The organism is Nonomuraea sp. NPDC049400 (assembly GCF_044466425.1).
Classification (GTDB): Bacteria; Actinomycetota; Actinomycetes; order Streptosporangiales; family Streptosporangiaceae; genus Nonomuraea.
Map to the genome: position 1 here is coordinate 22,492 of NZ_JBITMP010000042.1, position 17,948 is coordinate 40,439.

16 protein-coding genes and 1 pseudogene are annotated in these 17,948 nt (G+C 69.3%); 6 read left to right on the forward strand and 11 right to left on the reverse strand.

The genetic code is table 11. The annotated features are described in order from the left end of the window. Positions 1 to 63: 63 nt before the first annotated feature. A complete protein-coding gene (locus ACIBVN_RS44020) occupies positions 64 to 405 on the forward strand; it encodes a VOC family protein (RefSeq protein WP_397146253.1) in 342 nt (113 codons plus the stop codon). Positions 406 to 437: 32 nt separating this feature from the next. On the opposite strand, the gene ACIBVN_RS44025 is transcribed toward ACIBVN_RS44020, so the two are convergent. The 3 genes from ACIBVN_RS44025 to ACIBVN_RS44035 form a co-directional block, all read right to left on the reverse strand. Then, positions 438 to 1,580, reverse strand: coding sequence for an NlpC/P60 family protein (locus ACIBVN_RS44025; RefSeq protein WP_397146254.1), 1,143 nt, complete (start codon positions 1,578 to 1,580; stop codon positions 438 to 440). Continuing rightward, positions 1,577 to 1,882, reverse strand: a complete 306-nt coding sequence (locus tag ACIBVN_RS44030) for a hypothetical protein (protein ID WP_349456199.1) — start codon at positions 1,880 to 1,882, stop codon at positions 1,577 to 1,579. Before ACIBVN_RS44030 ends, ACIBVN_RS44025 begins: the two co-directional genes overlap by 4 nt. 202 nt (positions 1,883 to 2,084) lie before the next feature. Next, on the reverse strand, positions 2,085 to 2,810 hold the full coding sequence (locus ACIBVN_RS44035) for a MarR family transcriptional regulator (protein ID WP_397146255.1): 726 nt from the start codon (positions 2,808 to 2,810) through the stop codon (positions 2,085 to 2,087). A gap of 284 nt (positions 2,811 to 3,094) precedes the next feature. Here ACIBVN_RS44035 and ACIBVN_RS44040 point away from each other — a divergent pair, with 284 nt between their 5' ends. Beyond that, on the forward strand, positions 3,095 to 4,210 hold the full coding sequence (locus ACIBVN_RS44040) for a serine hydrolase domain-containing protein (RefSeq protein WP_397146256.1): 1,116 nt from the start codon (positions 3,095 to 3,097) through the stop codon (positions 4,208 to 4,210). Between the two features lie 156 nt (positions 4,211 to 4,366). Here ACIBVN_RS44040 and ACIBVN_RS44045 read toward each other — a convergent pair. Next, positions 4,367 to 4,618 (reverse strand): annotated as a pseudogene (locus tag ACIBVN_RS44045) (SDR family NAD(P)-dependent oxidoreductase); the annotation flags it as partial. A 105-nt stretch (positions 4,619 to 4,723) separates the two neighbouring features. Between ACIBVN_RS44045 and ACIBVN_RS44050 the strand changes: the two are divergent. Then, positions 4,724 to 6,652, forward strand: coding sequence for a fumarylacetoacetate hydrolase family protein (locus ACIBVN_RS44050; RefSeq protein ID WP_397146257.1), 1,929 nt, complete (start codon positions 4,724 to 4,726; stop codon positions 6,650 to 6,652). Then, positions 6,649 to 7,254 (forward strand): DUF2867 domain-containing protein, encoded by a 606-nt coding sequence (locus ACIBVN_RS44055; protein ID WP_397146258.1) that lies wholly within the window; start codon positions 6,649 to 6,651, stop codon positions 7,252 to 7,254. The genes ACIBVN_RS44050 and ACIBVN_RS44055 overlap by 4 nt, the downstream gene beginning before the upstream one ends. A 347-nt stretch (positions 7,255 to 7,601) precedes the next feature. On the opposite strand, the gene ACIBVN_RS44060 is transcribed toward ACIBVN_RS44055, so the two are convergent. The 4 genes from ACIBVN_RS44060 to ACIBVN_RS44075 all read right to left on the reverse strand — a co-directional run bounded on the left by ACIBVN_RS44060 (position 7,602) and on the right by ACIBVN_RS44075 (position 11,430). Next, complete coding sequence (locus tag ACIBVN_RS44060) at positions 7,602 to 7,982, reverse strand: amidohydrolase family protein (protein WP_397146259.1); 381 nt, start codon at positions 7,980 to 7,982, stop codon at positions 7,602 to 7,604. A gap of 89 nt (positions 7,983 to 8,071) precedes the next feature. Continuing rightward, the gene (locus ACIBVN_RS44065) at positions 8,072 to 8,647 is read right to left on the reverse strand and encodes a TetR/AcrR family transcriptional regulator (RefSeq protein WP_397146260.1); all 576 of its coding nucleotides are present in this window, start codon (positions 8,645 to 8,647) and stop codon (positions 8,072 to 8,074) included. 289 nt (positions 8,648 to 8,936) lie between these two features. Then, positions 8,937 to 10,145, reverse strand: a complete 1,209-nt coding sequence (locus ACIBVN_RS44070) for an acyl-CoA dehydrogenase family protein (protein WP_397146261.1) — start codon at positions 10,143 to 10,145, stop codon at positions 8,937 to 8,939. A 76-nt stretch (positions 10,146 to 10,221) separates the two neighbouring features. Beyond that, the gene (locus tag ACIBVN_RS44075; RefSeq protein ID WP_397146262.1) at positions 10,222 to 11,430 is read right to left on the reverse strand and encodes an MFS transporter; all 1,209 of its coding nucleotides are present in this window, start codon (positions 11,428 to 11,430) and stop codon (positions 10,222 to 10,224) included. Between the two features lie 86 nt (positions 11,431 to 11,516). Between ACIBVN_RS44075 and ACIBVN_RS44080 the strand changes: the two genes are divergently transcribed. Then, the gene (locus tag ACIBVN_RS44080) at positions 11,517 to 12,089 is read left to right on the forward strand and encodes a TetR/AcrR family transcriptional regulator (protein WP_397146263.1); all 573 of its coding nucleotides are present in this window, start codon (positions 11,517 to 11,519) and stop codon (positions 12,087 to 12,089) included. 252 nt (positions 12,090 to 12,341) lie between these two features. Here ACIBVN_RS44080 and ACIBVN_RS44085 read toward each other — a convergent pair whose 3' ends face one another. Further along, positions 12,342 to 13,268, reverse strand: a complete 927-nt coding sequence (locus ACIBVN_RS44085) for a glucosyl-3-phosphoglycerate synthase (RefSeq protein ID WP_397146264.1) — start codon at positions 13,266 to 13,268, stop codon at positions 12,342 to 12,344. Positions 13,269 to 13,301: 33 nt separating this feature from the next. Next, complete coding sequence (locus ACIBVN_RS44090) at positions 13,302 to 14,774, reverse strand: helix-turn-helix domain-containing protein (protein ID WP_397146265.1); 1,473 nt, start codon at positions 14,772 to 14,774, stop codon at positions 13,302 to 13,304. A gap of 244 nt (positions 14,775 to 15,018) precedes the next feature. Between ACIBVN_RS44090 and aceA the strand changes: the two genes are divergently transcribed. Continuing rightward, positions 15,019 to 16,305, forward strand: coding sequence for an isocitrate lyase (gene aceA, locus ACIBVN_RS44095; RefSeq protein WP_397146266.1), 1,287 nt, complete (start codon positions 15,019 to 15,021; stop codon positions 16,303 to 16,305). Positions 16,306 to 16,394: 89 nt separating this feature from the next. Here the strand turns inward: aceA and ACIBVN_RS44100 are convergent, their stop codons facing one another. After that, entirely contained in the window at positions 16,395 to 17,909 is a 1,515-nt protein-coding gene (locus tag ACIBVN_RS44100; RefSeq protein WP_397146267.1) for a serine/threonine-protein kinase, read from the reverse strand. Between the last annotated feature and the right edge of the window lie 39 nt (positions 17,910 to 17,948).

The window sequence follows — 17,948 nt, forward strand, 5'->3', positions numbered from 1 at the left end:
GATGAGTTCCCGGCGCTGCCGGGGTCAGTTCTGGCAGCACATCAACCACGCGTGGAGGACGACATGGCGCTGGACCTCTTTGCCGGCATCCCCGTCACCGACTACGCCGCGGCGTTGCCGTGGTACGAGCAGCTCTTCGGCGGGCAGCCCTCGTTCCTGCCGAACGACATCGAGGCGGTGTGGGAGGTGGCCGAGCACCGCTACATCTACATCGTCCAGGAGCCGGAACGGGCGGGGAACGCCCTGGTGCTGTCGTTCGTCGACGACCTGGACGACCGGGTTGCCGAGATCGCCCGGCGGGGCATCGAGCCCGCGAAGCGCGAAACGTACGACGGTGGCGTGACCAAGGTGACCTACCGGGACGCGGAAGGCAATGAGATCAGCTTCGGTGGCGTCACGGGGTGACGCCACCGCAGACCTGATCGCTTGGACCGGGGTCAGTTCACTCCCGGCCGGGTGAAGCCCATGGGGTTGCCGCCGTAGGGAGCGATCTTGACCTCGGAGCCCGGTCTGGGTGCGTGGATCATCGTGCCTTTCTCGGGGTCCAGCACGATGCCCACATGGTCAGCGGTGCCGTCACCGTTGTTGTCGAAGAAGACGAGGTCCCCCGGCTTCACGTTGCCTTCAGGGATGCGCGGTCCGTGCATCCACTGGTCGTGGGCGACCCGAGGGATGTTGGTCCCCGCGGACTCGTACGCGCGCAGCGTGAGCCCGGAGCAGTCGAAGGAGCCGGGTCCTGTCGCCCCCCACACGTACGGGTCGCCGAGCTGCTTGAGGGCGTAGTCGATGACGCTCTGGGCGCGGGGGTTGGCCGCCAGGCTGTGGGCGTTCGGCGGGACGGCCAGCGAAGGCGCGCCCGCATTGCCACCACCACCGCTCAGCCCGGTCGTGCCATACCCTTGGCCGCCGGTCGGCGCGCCATTTCCGTTGTAGCCGCTCGGTGCGCCGTTTCCGTTGTAGGACGTCAGCTGGGTGGTCGAGGTTTTTGGCTGGAAGTCAGGGTCGGGGACCCAGCGCGCAGCGGAGTTGTTGCCCGGGACGAAGTCCTGATCACCAGGAGCGGGGATGCCCGTGAAGAACTGAACCTCGCCGAGGTACTTGCCGATCTCGTCGGTGGCCTTGTCGAGGGCTTCGGTCGCCTTGTCCGTGTGCACCTTGGCCCGCGCGAGGGCGTTGGACACCTGGGACCTGATGCTCGTCATCGAGATCGTGTTGCTGTCGGGGTCGTTGCGCTGCTCGTCCAGCCAGGCGCGTTTCTCCCCGTAGATGGCTTGGACCTCGCTCTTGGCCGTCTCGAGCGCGGCCCCCGCGGCATCCAGCTTGCCGGCGCAGCTGGTCAGGGCGTCACTCAGTGCAGTGCCGGACTTGGGATATCTGGCCATGTATTTGGCGAAGTCTTCGGCGGCGGCGCCGTTCCACGCGTTGTCCACCCTGTTGGCTGCGCGTCTGATAGCGCCCGTCTCCGTGGTGATGTCGGTGGCCAGCGTTCGCCATCGAGTCGAGATCTTGGAGATCTCGGCCTGGTCGCCGCTCAGCTTGTCGATGACGCGCTGGATGGGGCCGAGGGGGTCATACGTCACGCCTGCTCCGTCCGGGGCACGGTCGGGAGGTCGGCCCGACGGACATTGCTGACGACTTGATGGATTGCCGCCTCGACCTTGGTCAAGTTCTGTTGGGCATGGCGCATTTCGGCGTCGATCTTCCCCTCGAGGTCCTTGACGGCCTTGACGAGCTTGCCGGAAGAGCCCTCGAGGTCACCGAAACAGGAGGTGCCGACGCTCGCGGGAGCCTCGTCGGCCACGCTCTTGAACTGGTTCGCGACTCCCTTGGCCTTGGTCGCGCACTCCTCGAGCGTGTCAAAGTAGATCTCGAACCCTGCCACGTGAGTCACGCCTCTACTGCTAGATCGACATCAATCGCACGACAATCTAACAGGGCATGCGGCCCGGCTGAACGCGCTGCGGCTCGGCCTGTCCCTGCGCCTGGCGTGACGAGCCGAGAGGTCCGGGCGAGAGCCACAGCCGGTTTCGGCGTTTGAAGACCACGCATAGGGCCAAGCAGACCAGGGACATCACCGCCCAGGCTCACCCGTGCTCGCTCGTCTGTGGAGTGGTGTAGACCTGGCGCCAGTGTTCGGCCGAGCGGACCAGGTCGTCTCCGACGCGGGCGAGGAACTGGCTCATGTTCTCCAGCCGGACGCCGGCGGGGGTGGCCGGGCCGAGGGTGTGGGCGCTTTGCCGGGCGGTGTCGGCGAGCAGGGCGTTGGCGCGGGCACTGGCCACCATGGCCTGGTACCAGACGTCGTCGTCGATGACGTACCGCTCCGCGCGGCGCCGGGGGTCGCGTTCGCGCCGGATGAGTTCCTGGGCTTCGAGGTAGCCGACGGCTTTGGAGATCGAGGCGGGGCTGACCTGCAGGCGCTGGACGAGCTCGGCGGAGGTGAGGCTGCCGCTGTCGGTGGTGTACAGGGCGGCGAGCACTCTGGCCATCATCTGCGGGATCCCTGCCTGCACCAGCAGGTCGGTGAGCCGGCCTGCCACCTCGCGCACGGTTCGCAGGTCGCGCCCGTAGGCGTCGGCATCACCGCGCGCGGCCGCGGGGGTGGTCCTGCGACGGTGAACAGGCCGGTCGGCGGCGCGCTGGGCTTGGTCGGCGCGGTAGGCGCCGGGGCCGCCGTTGCGCATCACCTCGCGGGTGACGGTCGAGGTGGGCCGTTTGAGGCGGCGGGCGATCTCGGCGTAGGTGAGACCGCCCGCCAGCCCGTCGGCGATCTGACGGCGGTCCTGCTGGGTGAGCCTGTCTCCGGGCACGGCGTCCGCTTCCTGGTCGCTCGACCGCGCGCGTGCGGCCGAGGGGGATCTCGGTTGACGGAAAGTGTGCATCCGACGGCAGCGACATGCAACTCACCGCGATTCACATTGCATTAATCGGCAACCTTCATGCAACGAACTAGGCCATCTCAGCTGCAGTAACACTGTTGCTTCGCGGATTCATGATTGACGATCTGTCGTATGCAACGTAACTTTTCCATCGCCGCGAAGATCGATGACAGAGCGGGCGACCAGCCCCCGCCAGCCCCTGAAGGAGACCCCACATGAACGCCCAGGCCACCACCCCCGCGAGCCTGATCGTCCCCGGCCAGGCCGAGATTCAGCGCCTGCTGGACGCCGCCGTGACCGAGCAAGGCTACCCCGGCATGATCGCCGAGATCCGCAACGGCACGCAGCAGTGGTTCGGCTCGGCGGGCGTGGCCGACACCGCCACCGGCCGCCCGCGCACGCCGCAGGAGCAGTTCCGCGTCGGCAGCATCACCAAGACCTTCACCGCCACCCTGGTCCTGCAGCTGGCCGCCGAGTACCTGCTGAGCCTGGATGACACGGTGGACAAGTGGCTGCCCGGCCTGGTCCGGGGCAACGGCCACGACGGCAGCAAGATCACCATCAGGCAGCTGCTCAACCACACCAGCGGCATCTTCGCCTACACCCTCGACGAGGGCATGCTCGACCGCTACTGGACGCCCAAGCTGCTGGAGCACCGCTTCGACAAGCTGACCCCCGAGGACCTGGTGAAGATCGCCATCTCCCACCCGGCCGACTTCCAGCCGGGCCAGGGCTGGGGCTACTCCAACACCAACTTCGTCCTGGCTGCCATGATCATCGAAAAGGCGGCCGGCATGTCCTACGCCGACGCCGTCGCCCATCGCATCGCCCGCCCGCTCAAGCTGACCGGCACCTACGCTCCCGGCGGCGAGACCGGATTCCGCGGCCCCCACCCGAGCAGCTACTCCAAGCTCATGCTGCCCGACGCCGACGCGCCGGCCCACGACGTCACCGAGCTGAGCCCGTCGTACGCCTTCGGGGTCGGCGAGATCATCTCCACCGCCGCCGACCTCAACACCTTCCTGGGCGCGCTCCTGAAGGGCTGGCTCCTCCCACCCGCTCAGCAGAGCGAGCTGTTCACCATGACCCCGGTCCCCGACGGCAAGTGGCTGGACGGTTACAGCTACGGCCTGGGCATCTCCTCGGTCACGCTGCCCTGCGGCACCACCGTGTACGGTCACGGCGGCATGATCACCGGCACCTGGTCCTACCTGTACGGCACGCGTGACGGCCAGCGCGTCCTCACCCAGAACGTCAACGGCGACTGGGGCATGCCGCCTGCTGGACTGTTCATCGACGTCCTCGACGCGGCCTTCCGCCCCACCGCCTGACCCGCACCCCCCTTGACATCCCTTCCGGCGCGCGCTGGAACAGGCGCCGACCGGACACCGCGCCATCAGGATGTGGAACCGGCTGGCCGGCCTGTACAAGGAGCGCAGCTGCGCGTCTGCGACCTCCTCTGCGACGCCGACCTGTCCGGCGCCGGCGTTGTTGACGAGCACGTCGACGTGCCCGAACGCCTCCAGCGCCTGCTGCACGACGGCGGCGGCCGCGCCGGTGTCGCGCACGTCGTGCTCGACCGGCAGCAGCCGGTCACCGTACCGGGCCTTGAGCGCGCCGAACCGGTCCACCCGCCGCGCCGTGCCCAGCACCCGCTCGCCGGCGGCGAGCGCCGGGCTCGGCCAAGGCAAGGCCGAGCCCGGAGCTCGCACCGGTGATGATCCAGGTCCTGGTCTCATGTGTCGTGGTCATGACGCCGAAAGTCCCAATCTGCTATGCCGGACGGAAGAGCGAATGCTGGTTGATATAACCTGTGTTTGTCAGCATAGAACGAGAGGGTTGCCATGCGTTGGGTCACGTACGCGACAGATGCCGGCGAGCGGGTCGGAGTGGTCAGCGATGACCGGATCCACCCCGTTGCGACGGACGTCACTCTGGTCGAGCTGATCGGTAGGGGCGCGGCAGAGATGCGCGCGATCGGGGAGTCGGCGCTGGCCTCGGCCTCGCACGCCGTACCGCTGGCGGGGGCCAGGCTGCGCGCGCCCCTGCGCCCGCCCTCGATCCGCGACTGCCTGTGCTTCCTGGACCACATCCGCAACTGCCAGCAGGCCGCCGGTCAGCCACGCACGCTCAAGGACGCCTGGTACGAGATCCCTGCGTTCTACTTCGCCAACCCGTCGACGATCGCCGGGCCGTACGACGAGGTGTCGATCTCGCCGGGCAGCGCCTGGTTCGACTTCGAGCTGGAGATCGCCGCGGTCGTCGGACCGGCCGGGCGCGACCTCACCCCGGAGCAGGCCGAGGAGCACATCATCGGCTACACCATCTACAACGACTGGTCGGCACGTGACCTGCAGCTGCGCGAGTCACCGCTGGCGATCGGCCAGGCCAAGGGCAAGGACGGCGCGACCACCCTCGGCCCGTTCCTAGTCACTCCGGACGAGCTGGAACCCTACCGCCGCGAGGGCAAGCTCGCCCTCCACGTCGAGGCGACGGTCAACGGCCGGACCATCGGCTCCGGCCGGACCGACGCGATGGACTGGAGCTTCGGCGAGGTCATCTCTTACGCCTCGCGCGGCGTGGACCTGGTGCCCGGTGACGTGTTCGGCTCGGGCACCGTGCCCGGTTGCTGCCTCATCGAGCACCTGTCGCTCACCGATCCGGCCGCTTTCCCCGGCTGGCTACGCGACGGCGATGTCGTCGAGCTGGCCGTCGAAGGGCTGGGCCGTACCCGCCAGACCGTGCGCGCGTCCGCTCCGCCATACCCGCTGGCGCCCCGGCACAACCCCGATCGGCGGCCTGCACCCTCGCGCGTGAACCGCGCCCCGTCCAGGCTTCCCTACACGCGCGGGCTGCACGAGGTCGGCGCAGGCGTGTGGGCCTGGCTGCTGCCCGATGGCGGGTACGGCTGGAGCAACGCGGGGCTGGTTGCCGGCGAGGGCGCCTCGCTCCTGGTCGACACGCTGTTCGACCTGCCGCTGACCGCCGAGATGCTCGCCGCCATGCGCGAGATCATCGATCGCCACCCGCTCACCCAGGCCGTCATCACCCACGCCAACGGTGACCACACTCACGGCAACCAGCTGCTGGGCGAGCAGGTTCAGCTCATCGCCGCGGCGGCGACCTGCGAGGAGATGCGGCATGAGATGCCCCCGGAGATGCTGACCGCCGCCCAAGTCGCGGAGATGGGCCCGGCGACCCCCTACTTCCGTGAACGCTTCAGCGCCTTCGACTTCAGCGGTATCCGCCTGCGGCTGCCCGACCGGACCTACGACCGGGAACTGACCCTGGACATCGCCGGTCGTGAAGTGCGGGTGACGAACCTCGGCCCCGCTCACACCGGCGCCGACTCGGTGGTACACGTGCCGGACGCGGGTGTGCTCTTCGCCGGTGACCTGCTGTTCATCGGCTGCACCCCGATTGTGTGGAGCGGCCCGATCACCAACTGGATCACCGCCTGCGACACGATGATCGCCACCGGCGCCCACACCATCGTCCCCGGCCACGGCCCTGTCACCGACCCCGACGGAATCCGCGCGGTACGCGGCTACCTCACCCACGTCATCGACCAGGCCGACGCCGCCCACGCCCGCGGCCTGACCTTCACCGAGGCGATCGAGAAAGTGGAGCTCGATGAGTACGCCACCTGGCTGGACGCCGAGCGCATCGTGGTCAACCTGCACCGCCGCTACCGCGAACTCGACCCCGCCGCCACACCTGAGCTCGACCAGATGACGCTGATGGCCATGATGGCCGAAAGGAGCCTTTCGTGAAGCTGCCGACCAGCGCGCACGCCTCCCACCCGTGGCGCATCCACGACCTGACCAGAGACTTCACCGTCGAGGACGTGTGGTCCTTCCGCACGCCCGGCGCCGGACCGGACGACTTCACGCTGATGCTCGCCGCGATGCGGACTCTCGGCGGGCTCGCACGGCAATCGTTGCCCTCGAGGTTCCTGTTCGCGCTGCGGTGGCGGATCGGAGCGCTCCTCGGCTGGGACAAGCCAGCCGCGGGCATCGGCCAGCGCGTCGCATCGCTCCGCGACCGGCTGCCCGGCGACCTGCGCAGCACTCCTCCCGGCCTGGACGACGACCGCATGCCACTCAAGGCGGTCTACCAGCTCGACACCGAGGCCACGCGCGAACTGGCAAACAAGACCGTGCACACCGTCATGCATCTGGGCTGGGTCGCGGGTGCCAACGGTGACTACGAGCTGCGGATGGCCGTACTGGTAAAGCCCAACGGACTGTTCGGCCGGCTCTACCTGGCGGCCATCGCTCCCTTCCGCTACCTCATCGTCTACCCGGCGCTCACCCGGCAATGGGAGCGAGCCTGGCGCGAGCGCGACCGCGCCGCGGAGCACAATGAACTCTAGAAAGCGGACGCTCCTGCTCCGCTGGGCGAGCGGAATCATGCTCACGCTCGGAACGGGGCACCTGATCCTACTGGTGGTCACCGCCTGGGAAGACGTCGTCGACTGGGTGAACCGCGGGGTGCGGGCGGCCGTCCCACTCGTACTCCCAGACCAGGGCGCGGAGACGACGCAGCCGCTGCAAACGAGATCACCTTCTGGGCCGGCGTGGGCGGCATCATTCTCGTGCCATCCCCGTTCTTCGCCGGGCTCGCCGCCGGAGTGCTCGTCATCATGGCGGCGCGAAAGGACGATCGTGCGAGGGCGGCCCGAGAGCGAAACACCGGATTGGCATGATTCACCAACCTCACTCAGGGCCCCTCTGGTGACCGCGAGGATCGCGGCGTCAACGCGCGGGGTCTCGCGGGCGTCCTGTGGTTGACGGCTCCATGCTTACCTATTCTCCAGTCGCCTCCCACCGCGCAGATGGACCGGGTATCGGTGATATCGGTGGTCGGGTCGCCCCGTACGAACAACAGGTCCGCCCACAGGCCTGGAGCGATCCTTCCACGGTCGCGCAGACCGAAGTGACGGGCAGGTGCACTGGTGGCGGCGGCAAGTGCCTGAGCCGGCGTGAGACCAGCCTGGACCAGCAGGACCGGTTCACGGTGGATGCCGGCGCCGTGCATGACGGGGACCGTGCGGGCAATCGTTGGCATCCGTTCCCGCCAGCAACGGCACACCTGCCTCATGCAGTGCCTCGACCGCGAGACGCGGTCGGCACGTTATATTCCACCCCGGCGCAATGGAGGCACACGACCCCGCATGGCGTCACCTTGGGTCAGATGCGAAGGCCGGCCGAGAGGAGCGTTCGCAGCGTCGCGTAGGTTTTGTCGAGGTCGACGGACTCCGGGTCGACGCGCCACTGCTGGTGTATCCCCATGACTGTTCCAGTCAGGATGGTGCCGAGGTGCTCCGCCGGGATTCCGGGGGGCAACTCGATCGTCGCGAGCCAGGACTGGACCTGCTCGCGCAAGCTGCGGTGCAGGTCGGCATAGCGCTCGTGCAGGGGTGAGCCTGGTTCGACGGCTTCTGCGATGAGGGTGATGAAGAGCCTGGTCGAGGGGAGCCGGGTGAAGTCGACGACTTCAGCCAGGGCGCGGTCGAGGCCGGCAGGTCCCGGGGGGACGGCGCTGAAGCTGGCACGAACGGTATCGGTCGCGTGTTCGATGACCGCCGCCAGCAGGCCCTCCTTGTTGCCGAAGTGCCAGGGGATGGAGCCGCGGCTCACCCCCGATCGGGCAGCGATGTGTTCGAACGTTGTCTGCCGGTAACCGCGCTCACCGAAAAGCTCGGTTGCGGCCCCAATCAGCAGTCGTCGACTCTCCTGCGTCGTCTCCGCCCGTCGGGTAGCCATTCGTTCTCACCTCTCCGGGCAATTGCATCCGCTCAGCCATTCACATGTTAACTAAAACAATATATGTCCCATAGCACAGGGTCGAACGGCAGAGTGGGACGCGCCAAGCCCCGCCTCCTGACGCAATCACCCTGTTCTGGCGCCGACTGCGACTCCCCAGTGGACGGCTCGGCCGACGAGCGCGAGCGTTGCGACTCCGCCAACCGGCCCCCACAGCCAAGATCCCTCAACTTAAACGATCACGCATACTCGCAGACGACCCCGACACCACATCCGACCTGCGAAAGACTTACCTGACAGGCAGTCCGGTCACGGAACGCCCGATGATGAGGCGCTGAATCTCGGACGTGCCCTCGAAAATCGTGTAGATCTTGGCGTCCCGGTGGAAGCGCTCCACCGGGTGCTCCCGGGTGTATCCGGCGCCGCCCAGGATCTGGATCGCCTGCTCCGTAACCCACACCGCTGTCTCCCCCGCCACCAGCTTCGACATCGACCCCTCCGCCTGCGTGAACTGCCGGCCACTGCGCGCCATCCATGCCGCCCGCCACGTCAGCAGGCGGGCCACGTCCACCCGCGTGGCCATCTCGGCGAGGAGGAAGGCGATCGCCTGGTTCTCGCCGATCTTGCGGCCGAACTGCTCACGTTCGCGGGCGTAGTCCCTGGCGTACTCGAAGGCCGCGCGTGCGATGCCCACGGCCATGGCGGCGACCGACGGGCGGGTGGTCTCGAACGTGCGCATCGCCGCCTGCTCGCCCGCTCGCTCCCCATTGCGTACGCGCGCCAGCCGGGCGTCCAGCTTGTCCTTGCCGCCGAGCAGGCAGGAGCCCGGTACGCGCACGCCGTCCAGGACCACCTCGGCCGTGTGGGAGGCGCGGATCCCGTGCTTGCGGAACTTCTGGCCCATGGACAGCCCGGGTGTGCCGGGCGGGATGACGAAGGACGCCTGGCCCCGGGTGCCGAGTGACGGGTCGACCGAGGCCACGACGACGTGGACGTCGGCGATGCCGCCGTTCGTGGCCCAGGTCTTGACGCCGTCCAGGACCCAGTCGCCCTTGTCATGGACGGCGCGGGTGCGGATGGCGCCGACGTCGGAGCCGGCGTCCGGCTCAGAGGCGCAGAAGGCGCCCAGCTTGACGTCGTTCTCCGTGCCGAACATCTGCGGCAGCCACTCCCCCATCTGCTCCGGGGTGCCGTTCGACGCGAGAGCGGCGGCGGCCAGGCCGGTGCCGACGATGGCCAGGCCGATGCCCGCGTCGCCCCAGAAGATCTCCTCGAACGCCACGGGCAGCGCCAGCCCGCTCTCCTCGAACCACTGGGTGGCGAAGAAGTCGAGGGAGTACAGGCCGATCTTGGCCGCCTCCTGGATGACCGGCCAGGGGGTCTCCTCCCGCTCGTCCCATTCGGCGCCCGCCGGGCGGATCACGTCACGGGCGAACTCGTGCACCCAGTCGCGTACCGCGACCACGTCATCGCTGAGCTCCATGCTGAAGCCGGCCATGTGCGCACTCTCCTAGGGGCGGGTTACCGTTGGTAACACCTTACCGGCTGGTAGCCATGGGACGGAATGCCCGGCCTCAGTACCGATCCGCCTGCCGAGATGCCCTCGCGGAGGCAAGTACAGCCAGGGCCGCCAGCCCCATGCCGATCGCGAGGCCGTACATCAGCGGGGTGAACTCCCCGAACGCGGCGGCCACCTGCGGTCCGGCGCTGCCGCCGACCGCGAGAGCGAAGGAGAACAGCGACAGCGCGGTTCCCCGCGCCTGGCCGGCTCCGGCCGAGATGGCCTCGTTCAGGCTGGGCAGGCCGCCGGTGATGGCGGCAACGTAGACGGCGAGCAGGAGCACCAGCGCCGCGGCGCCGGTCAGGCCCACGGCCGCGAGCGCGAGGGCGCCGGCCGACAGGAACGCCGCGGCCCTGATGGTCGTGGGTATGCGGGCCAGCCACGGCATGAGGAGGGGCACCAGGACGATCGAGGGAAGCCCGGCCGCTCGGAGCGTGAGCAGTTCGGCGGACGACGTCACGCCGTAGATCTGCAAACCGGTGTAAACGGCCACGAAGCCCACCATCAACATGATCGTGGCCACGTACCGGAGACTGAGAACGCGGTGGAACAGCAGGCCCGGCACCGCCCGATAGACCGACAGCAGCGAACCGGCGCCCTCGCGCGGCAGGTCAGGCAGCATGACCGCCCGCACGCCCAGGAAGGCCAGCAGGAAACCCGCCGCGGACAGCAGGAACAGCCCGCGCCAGCCGATCGTGTTCACCATCAGCTGGGCGGCGACCTGGAGCAGCACGGCCGAGGCGAGGAACGCGCCGGTCACCGCCGCGATCGCGACCACCCGCCGGCGCGGCTCCACCCGTTCCGCCAGGTACGCCATGCCCGCGGGCGGGAACATCGCCACCGCCAGCCCCTGCACGGCCCGCAACACGAACGCCACCTCGGGGGACGGACTCAACGCGACCGCCGCCGAGGTGAGCGCGGCCAGCGGCAGCCCGATCATCAACAACCTGCGGCGCCCGTACCGGTCGGACAGCGGGCCGAACACCAGGAAGCCGGCGCCGTACCCGATGCCGAACGCGGTCACCAGCCAGGTCAGCCCGCCCGGCGAGGACCCCCAGCCGGCGGCCATGTCGTGCAGCAGCGGGATCACGACGTACAGCTGGCCGCTGACCAGCACGGCGGTGAGGGTGAACGCCGTCATCGTGCGCCCGAAGGGGGCGCGGGCGGGGGCCGGCGAGGGCGCCGGGAAGTGGGGCGGCGCGGAAGGAGAGGTTATTGCCATGAGCCGGACGCTACACCAACCAACTAGTTGGATGTCAACTGAATGGTTGGATTACAACCAACTGGTTGGTGGCTATGATGGGCCGCATGGCACCCAAGGTCTCGACCGCCGCCACGCGCGCCGCCCTGCTGGAGGCCGCGCGGGAGGAGTTCGCCGCGTACGGCGTGGCGGGCGCCCGCGTGGATCGCATCGCCGAGCGCGCCGGCGTCAACAAGGAACGCATCTACGGACATTTCGGCAGCAAGGAGAAGCTGTTCGATGCCGTCATCACGGAGGCGCTCGACGACCTGACCGCGCAGATCGCCCTCCCGGGGGCCGATCCCGCGGAGTACGTAGCCAAGCTGACGGACTACTACCACACGCATCCCGAGTTGGTGCGGCTGCTGATGTGGGAGGCGCTCAACTACCGCGGTCCTGACCTGCTGCCCGGGCAGGAGGCACGGGTGGAGCGCTGCGCCCGCAAGACACGTTCGCTGGCGGAGGGGCTGGGGGTGGAGCCCTCCGCCGGGGTGGCGCGGATGGTGTTCCTGCTGACGGGGCTGGCGTTGTTCCCGTCGATGGTGCCGCAGCTCGGGCGGATCATCCTGGGGGATGCCGCGGACGACCACGAGGCCATGCGGGACCAGATCGCCGAGATCGTGGCAGCCGGGTTCAAGTAACGGCGGCCCCCGCCCGGGGCCGGCGTCGTGGCGGCCCCGCGCCGCACACCGGAGGCATTTTGCGCGCACACGTCCCGTGGTGCGGTGGACGGGCCGCTGAGGTGGCACTGCTGACATGGCGATGCGCCCCGGCCTCTCACGCGCGTGGTGATCCCCGTCTCTCGCACGCGTGGCGGTGCGCGTCTCCGGGCGCCGCGTCGGCGAGGAGGTGTACGGCGGAGGCCGGCGCCAAGCGTGCGACGCCAGCGGGGGTTACGGGGTTATGGTGATCATGGGTGGGCGTTCGCCTATCCCGATGTCGCGGAGCAGGACGTCGTGCCCGTCCAGCCCCCTGCGGAACTGCGTCAACCGGACCGAAGGCTCGTGGCAGGCATGGATCTTGCCCTGCCGCTGCAACCGCGACCAGGCGGCCAGCATGATCTGGGACGCCATCCCCCCGAGCGCCTCGGTCGACTGCGGTGAGTGCTCGCGCGACCCCAGGTCCACCTGGGCGAGCGCGTCCAGCCCGGCCAGTTCCAGCAGGTCGATCAGGAGCCCGAGCTCCACGCCGTACCCGGTGAGGAACGGCACCCGCTCCAGGGCCGAGCGGCGGCCGGCGTACTCGCCGGCCAGGGGCTGGACGAAGCCGGCCAGTTGCGGCCAGTGGAGGTTGATCAGCGGGCGGGCCACGAGCTCGGTGACGCGGCCGCCCCCGTTGGAGGCGCCGTTCAACGGGCGGTCATAACAGCCCTTGGAATAGACCACGGTGGGGTCCGCGAGGAGCGGCCCGAGCAGGCCAAATATCAGCGAAGCACGAAATTTCCGGATATCTGCGTCGGCGAACACCAGCACGTCCCCCGAGGTCACCGCCAGCGATTTCCAGAGCGCCTCGCCCTTGCCGTCCAGCGGCACGAGCTGCGGCAAAATCTCGTCCTGGGCGTGCACGGAGGCCCCCGCCCGCGCGGCCACGAGCGCCGTGTCGTCGGAGGAACGCGAGTCGATCACCACGATCTCGTCGACGAGCCCGGCCAGCTCCCGCCGGATCACCCTGACGATCTCGCCCACGGTCGCCCGCTCGTCGCGCGCCGGGAGCACCACGCTCACCGTGGTCTCCCCCTTGGCGGCCTTCAGGTCCCGGAGCGGCCAGTCCGCGGCGGACGAAGTACGGCGCCACAACCATCCCCGCACCTCAGGAAGCATGCGACACCTCCCCCCGTATCCCCACATTTCAGCTTATGCGGTGGTGGCGTGCCGCTCCAGGAACGTATACACGTCGGCCTCGTCCACCCCCGGGAACGAGCCCGGCGGCAGCGCGGCCAGGACGTGCGAGTTGGCGCGGGCGGACGGCCAGGCGTATCCCTCCCAGCGTTCGGCCAGGTCAGCGGGCGGGCGACGGCAGCAGTCGCCGTTGGGGCAGTTGGATTTGGTGCGGTTGGTGGTCTCACGACCCCTGAACCAGCGCGACTCCTTGTACGGCACCCCCAGCGTGATCGCGAAGTCCCGCTCGCGCGACGGATCCACGTGCGCCACGCAGAAATAGGTCCCGGTGGGTGAGTCGGAGTACTGGTAGAACACCGAGAACCGATCGGGCGAGGCGAACACCTGCCGCCCCGACCACTGCAGGCACATCCGCTGCCCCTCGATGGCCCCCTGTTCGTCGGCAGGGAAGACGATGCCGTCGTTCTCGTACGCCTTGTAGATGGTGCCCCCGGCGTCGTTGCGCACGAAGTGGCAGACGAGGCCAAGGTGGTGGGTGGCGAGGTTGGTGAAGCGGTGGGCGGCCATCTCGTACGAGACCGCGAACACGTCCCGCAGATCCTCCACCGACAGCGCCCGGTCGGTCTTGGCCTCCTGGAGGTAGAGCGCGGCGGCTCGCTCCGGGACGAGGACGGCGGCGGCGAAGTAGTTCGCCTCGGTGCGCTGGCGCAGGAAGTCGGCGAAGTCGCGCGGCTTGCCGTGGCCGAGCGCGAGGTGGCCGAGGGTCTGGAGCAGGATCGTACGCGGGGTGTGCATGCCCAGCTGCTCATGCTTGACATAGATGCGGCGGTTGCGGAGATCCGTGATGGAACGCACGGACCTGGGCAGGTCTTGCGCGGTGTGCACTGTGTAGCCGAAATGCGTGACTAGGCTCTGGATCATGCTCTGGGACAGCGCGCCCGTACGGTAGCCGACCGCGTCGAGCGCCTTGGCGGCGGCCTGCTCGATCTCGCCGAAGTAGTTGCCGACCTCGCGCTGCCTGCGTCTCAGCTCGGCGTTGGCGACCCTGGCCTCCTCCGGAGTGGCGGTGCCGCGGGCCTGCCTGGCGCGCAGCTCGCCGTACAGGCCGAGGAGATGTTCGAGAACGTCGTTCGGCACGCGTGCGGAGACCTTCAGGCGCGGAAGCCCGAGCCCGGCGTAGATGGGATCGCGCTGCGCCTCCTCCAGCGCGATCTCGAGCTGGGCGCGGCGGTTCGGCGCCTGGCGGCGCAGCAGCTCCTCGACGGGCACGCCCAATGCGGCGGCCAGCCCCTTGAGCAGCGAGAGCTTGGGCTCGCGCTTGCCGTTCTCCAGCAGCGACAGCTGGCTGGGCGCCCTGCCGACGCGCGAGCCGAGGTCCGACAGGGTGAGTCCGCGCTGTTTGCGCAGGTGGCGCAGGCGCTGGCCAAACGCAATCAGATCGAGCTCCTGCGTCAAAGACAGCGGTTCTTCACCTAGCAAGGGCGCCATATGGGCATCTTAGACAGAAATTCGGCCCATTTTCTAGCCTTCGAGGTGCGCCCTGGGACACGTGCCGCGTCACTCGGATTGGTCTAGGCCAACGGGAAAAGTATGGATTTCTTCACAGTTGAATACCCGCGAGTAATGCACAATCAGGAAACTTCTTCGATTCTTCTGCAAGCTTACGACTATTGACCGGCCCGGCCAGGGCACAGACTCGGCGTGAGCCCCAGGGGACGAAAAGGAGTGAACAATGATCGATCGCCTCAAGGGAGCTGCCGAGCAGCTGCAGGACGAATGGGACAACGACCCTCGCTGGGAGGGCATCGAGCGCACGTACCGCGCAGAGGACGTGATCAGGTTGCGCGGCAGTGTGCAGGAGGAGCACACGCTGGCCCGGCTCGGCGCCGAGCGGCTGTGGGAGCTGCTGCACACCGAGGACTACGTGAACGCCCTCGGCGCGCTGACCGGTAACCAGGCGGTCCAGCAGGTGAAGGCGGGCCTCAAGGCGATCTACCTGTCCGGCTGGCAGGTCGCCGCGGACGCGAACCTGGGCGGGCAGACGTACCCGGACCAGAGCCTCTATCCGGCCAACTCCGTCCCCGCCGTCGTGCGCCGCATCAACAACGCGCTGCTGCGCGCCGACCAGATCACCTGGTCGGAGGGCGACCCGGACGCGCCGCACTGGCTGGCGCCCATCGTGGCCGACGCCGAAGCCGGCTTCGGCGGGGTGCTGAACGCGTTCGAGCTCATGAAGGGCATGATCGCGGCGGGCGCCGCGGGCGTGCACTGGGAGGACCAGCTCGCCTCCGAGAAGAAGTGCGGCCACCTGGGCGGCAAGGTGCTCATCCCGACCGGCCAGCACATCAAGACCCTGAACGCCGCCCGCCTCGCCGCGGACGTCGCCGGGGTCCCCTCGCTGATCGTCGCGCGGACCGACGCACAGGCCGCGACGCTCCTGACCAGCGACGTGGACCCGCGCGACCAGGAGTTCACCACCGGCGAGCGCACCGCGGAGGGCTTCTACCGGGTCAGGAACGGGCTGGAGTCCTGCATCGCCCGCGGTCTGGCGTACGCGCCCTACTCCGACCTGCTCTGGATGGAGACCGGCACGCCCGACCTGGACGTGGCCCGCGAGTTCGCCGAGGCGATCAAGGCCGAGTATCCCGACCAGATGCTCGCCTACAACTGCTCGCCGTCGTTCAACTGGAAGAAGCACCTGGACGACTCCACCATCGCCAAGTTCCAGCGGGAGCTGGGGCACATGGGGTACAAGTTCCAGTTCATCACGCTCGCCGGGTTCCACTCGCTGAACTACAGCATGTTCGACCTGGCCCAGGGGTACGCCGCCGAGGGCATGTCGGCGTACGTGGAACTGCAGGAGGCCGAGTTCGCCGCCGAGCCGCGCGGGTACACGGCCACCCGGCACCAGCGTGAGGTCGGGACCGGCTACTTCGACCTGGTCAGCACGGCCGTGGCGCCGGACTCCTCGACGACCGCGCTCAAGGGCTCGACGGAGGAGGAGCAGTTCGCCCACTGATCTCGCCGGACCGCCCTCCGGGCATGCGGCGGTCACCGGCGACGGCCGCGCCAGTTCTCCCCCAGCACTGGCGCGGCCTTTCTTTCTGGCTAAGACCCGGTAGCCGTCGGCGTCTGCGAGACGGACACGGTCGGGTCCGGCGACTCGCCGGGCCCGTCCTGAGGGATCGTGGTGATCGACTGCGATGGTTGCGGGCAGTCCCTTCTGGCCGCGTTCCCCCGCCGCCTGCCAGCCGGGCTGGCGCACTCGCCCGGATCATCGGGGCCCTCAGGACCGCTCGTGGCCGGCGGCTGGAAGGTGTCCTTGCGTTCGGGTGACGGGCTGCGCAGGGTGAGCGGGCTCCTCGTGCGCGTGGTGGTGGCGAAAACCGTGGGCGTGGCCGTGGTGGGCGCCGTCGTCCCTGCCCTGGTGAGCGGCACCGGCCGGGTGGGGGCGGCCGAGGGCCGGACGGTGGAGCCGGCGCTGCCATGGGGCTGCACGACCGGCGGGTTGCCCGGCAGCAGCGAACCTCCCCCGATGCTCGTCCCGCCGCCGCCCGCCGCCGCGATCACCGTGATGGCCGCGATGGAGACCGTGGCGAGGGCGGCGAAACTGGCGTGCGACAGGTGCGCCCCCGCACTCCTCCTGCGCCTCCTGCGCATGTCGGAACGCTCCACACCGCTCTGCGGGCCGGAGTCCGTGTCGCCGGACGGCCACGCGAGGCGTACCCTGCCTCCCCCGGGCGGGTAGGGCACCGGCGCCCAGATCTCCTCCAGCACCGCGGCCACCGCCTGCCGCAGGTCCCAGGGCTCGCCGACGCCCCCTGCGGCCAGCAGCACCCGCAGCAGGTCGGCGGACCTGGGGCGGTCGGCGGGATCCTTGGCCAGCGCGGCCTCGACGGCGGGCCGGAGCATGGCGGGCACGCCCGCGAGCCGCGGCGGGTCGAACAGGATGCGCCGGGTCAGCACATCCGCCTCGCCACCGCCGAACGGGTGGTGCCCCGTCGCGGCGAACGCCACCAGGCACCCCCACGCGAACACGTCCGACGCCGGCACCGCGGGGCCGCCCGTCAGCCGCTCCGGCGCCACCCAGCCGGGACTGCCCATGACCTGCCCGGCCTGCGTGTGCGCGGCCAGCGTGTCGACGTCGCGCGCGATGCCGAAGTCGATGACGTGCGGCCCCCGCGTGGACAGCAGCACGTTGCCCGGCTTGAGGTCCCGGTGGACCAGCCCTGCCTCGTGCACCGCCACCAGAGCCGCGGCCACGCCCAGCGCCACGCCGTACGCGAGGTCGGGCGTGAGCGGCCCCCTGGCCCCGACGACCTGAGAGAGCGCAGGGCCTGGGATGTACTCGCTGACCAGGTAGGGGCGGTCCTTGTCGGTGCCGTCCTCCACGACCGCCGCCGTGCAGAACGGCACCAATCTTCGCGAGAAAGTCACTTCCTCAGCGAAGCGCGCGCGTAACGTGGCATCGTTGAGCTGCACCGCATGCGGCGTCTTGAGTGCGACCAGGCCACCCTGAGGGTGTTCGGCCAGATACACCACTCCCATCCCGCCCGTGCCGAGGCGGCCGAGGAGCAGGTATCGGCCGATGATGACCGGGTCGCCCACCGTAAGCGGTCGCACGCCAGGAGGCATGTCACTCGCACCACGCGCCATCCGGTT

What these genes read in the sequence shown, in the direction of transcription:
- ACIBVN_RS44020 (WP_397146253.1), top strand. Translation starts at nt 64, where the DNA reads ATGGCGCTGGACCTCTTTGCCGGCATCCCCGTCACCGACTACGCCGCG.
- ACIBVN_RS44040 (WP_397146256.1), top strand. Translation starts at nt 3,095, where the DNA reads ATGAACGCCCAGGCCACCACCCCCGCGAGCCTGATCGTCCCCGGCCAG.
- ACIBVN_RS44050 (WP_397146257.1), top strand. Translation starts at nt 4,724, where the DNA reads ATGCGTTGGGTCACGTACGCGACAGATGCCGGCGAGCGGGTCGGAGTG.
- ACIBVN_RS44060 (WP_397146259.1), bottom strand. Translation starts at nt 7,982, where the DNA reads ATGAGGCAGGTGTGCCGTTGCTGGCGGGAACGGATGCCAACGATTGCC.
- ACIBVN_RS44065 (WP_397146260.1), bottom strand. Translation starts at nt 8,647, where the DNA reads ATGGCTACCCGACGGGCGGAGACGACGCAGGAGAGTCGACGACTGCTG.
- ACIBVN_RS44070 (WP_397146261.1), bottom strand. Translation starts at nt 10,145, where the DNA reads ATGGCCGGCTTCAGCATGGAGCTCAGCGATGACGTGGTCGCGGTACGC.
- ACIBVN_RS44075 (WP_397146262.1), bottom strand. Translation starts at nt 11,430, where the DNA reads ATGGCAATAACCTCTCCTTCCGCGCCGCCCCACTTCCCGGCGCCCTCG.
- ACIBVN_RS44080 (WP_397146263.1), top strand. Translation starts at nt 11,517, where the DNA reads ATGGCACCCAAGGTCTCGACCGCCGCCACGCGCGCCGCCCTGCTGGAG.
- ACIBVN_RS44085 (WP_397146264.1), bottom strand. Translation starts at nt 13,268, where the DNA reads ATGCTTCCTGAGGTGCGGGGATGGTTGTGGCGCCGTACTTCGTCCGCC.
- ACIBVN_RS44090 (WP_397146265.1), bottom strand. Translation starts at nt 14,774, where the DNA reads ATGGCGCCCTTGCTAGGTGAAGAACCGCTGTCTTTGACGCAGGAGCTC.
- aceA (WP_397146266.1), top strand. Translation starts at nt 15,019, where the DNA reads ATGATCGATCGCCTCAAGGGAGCTGCCGAGCAGCTGCAGGACGAATGG.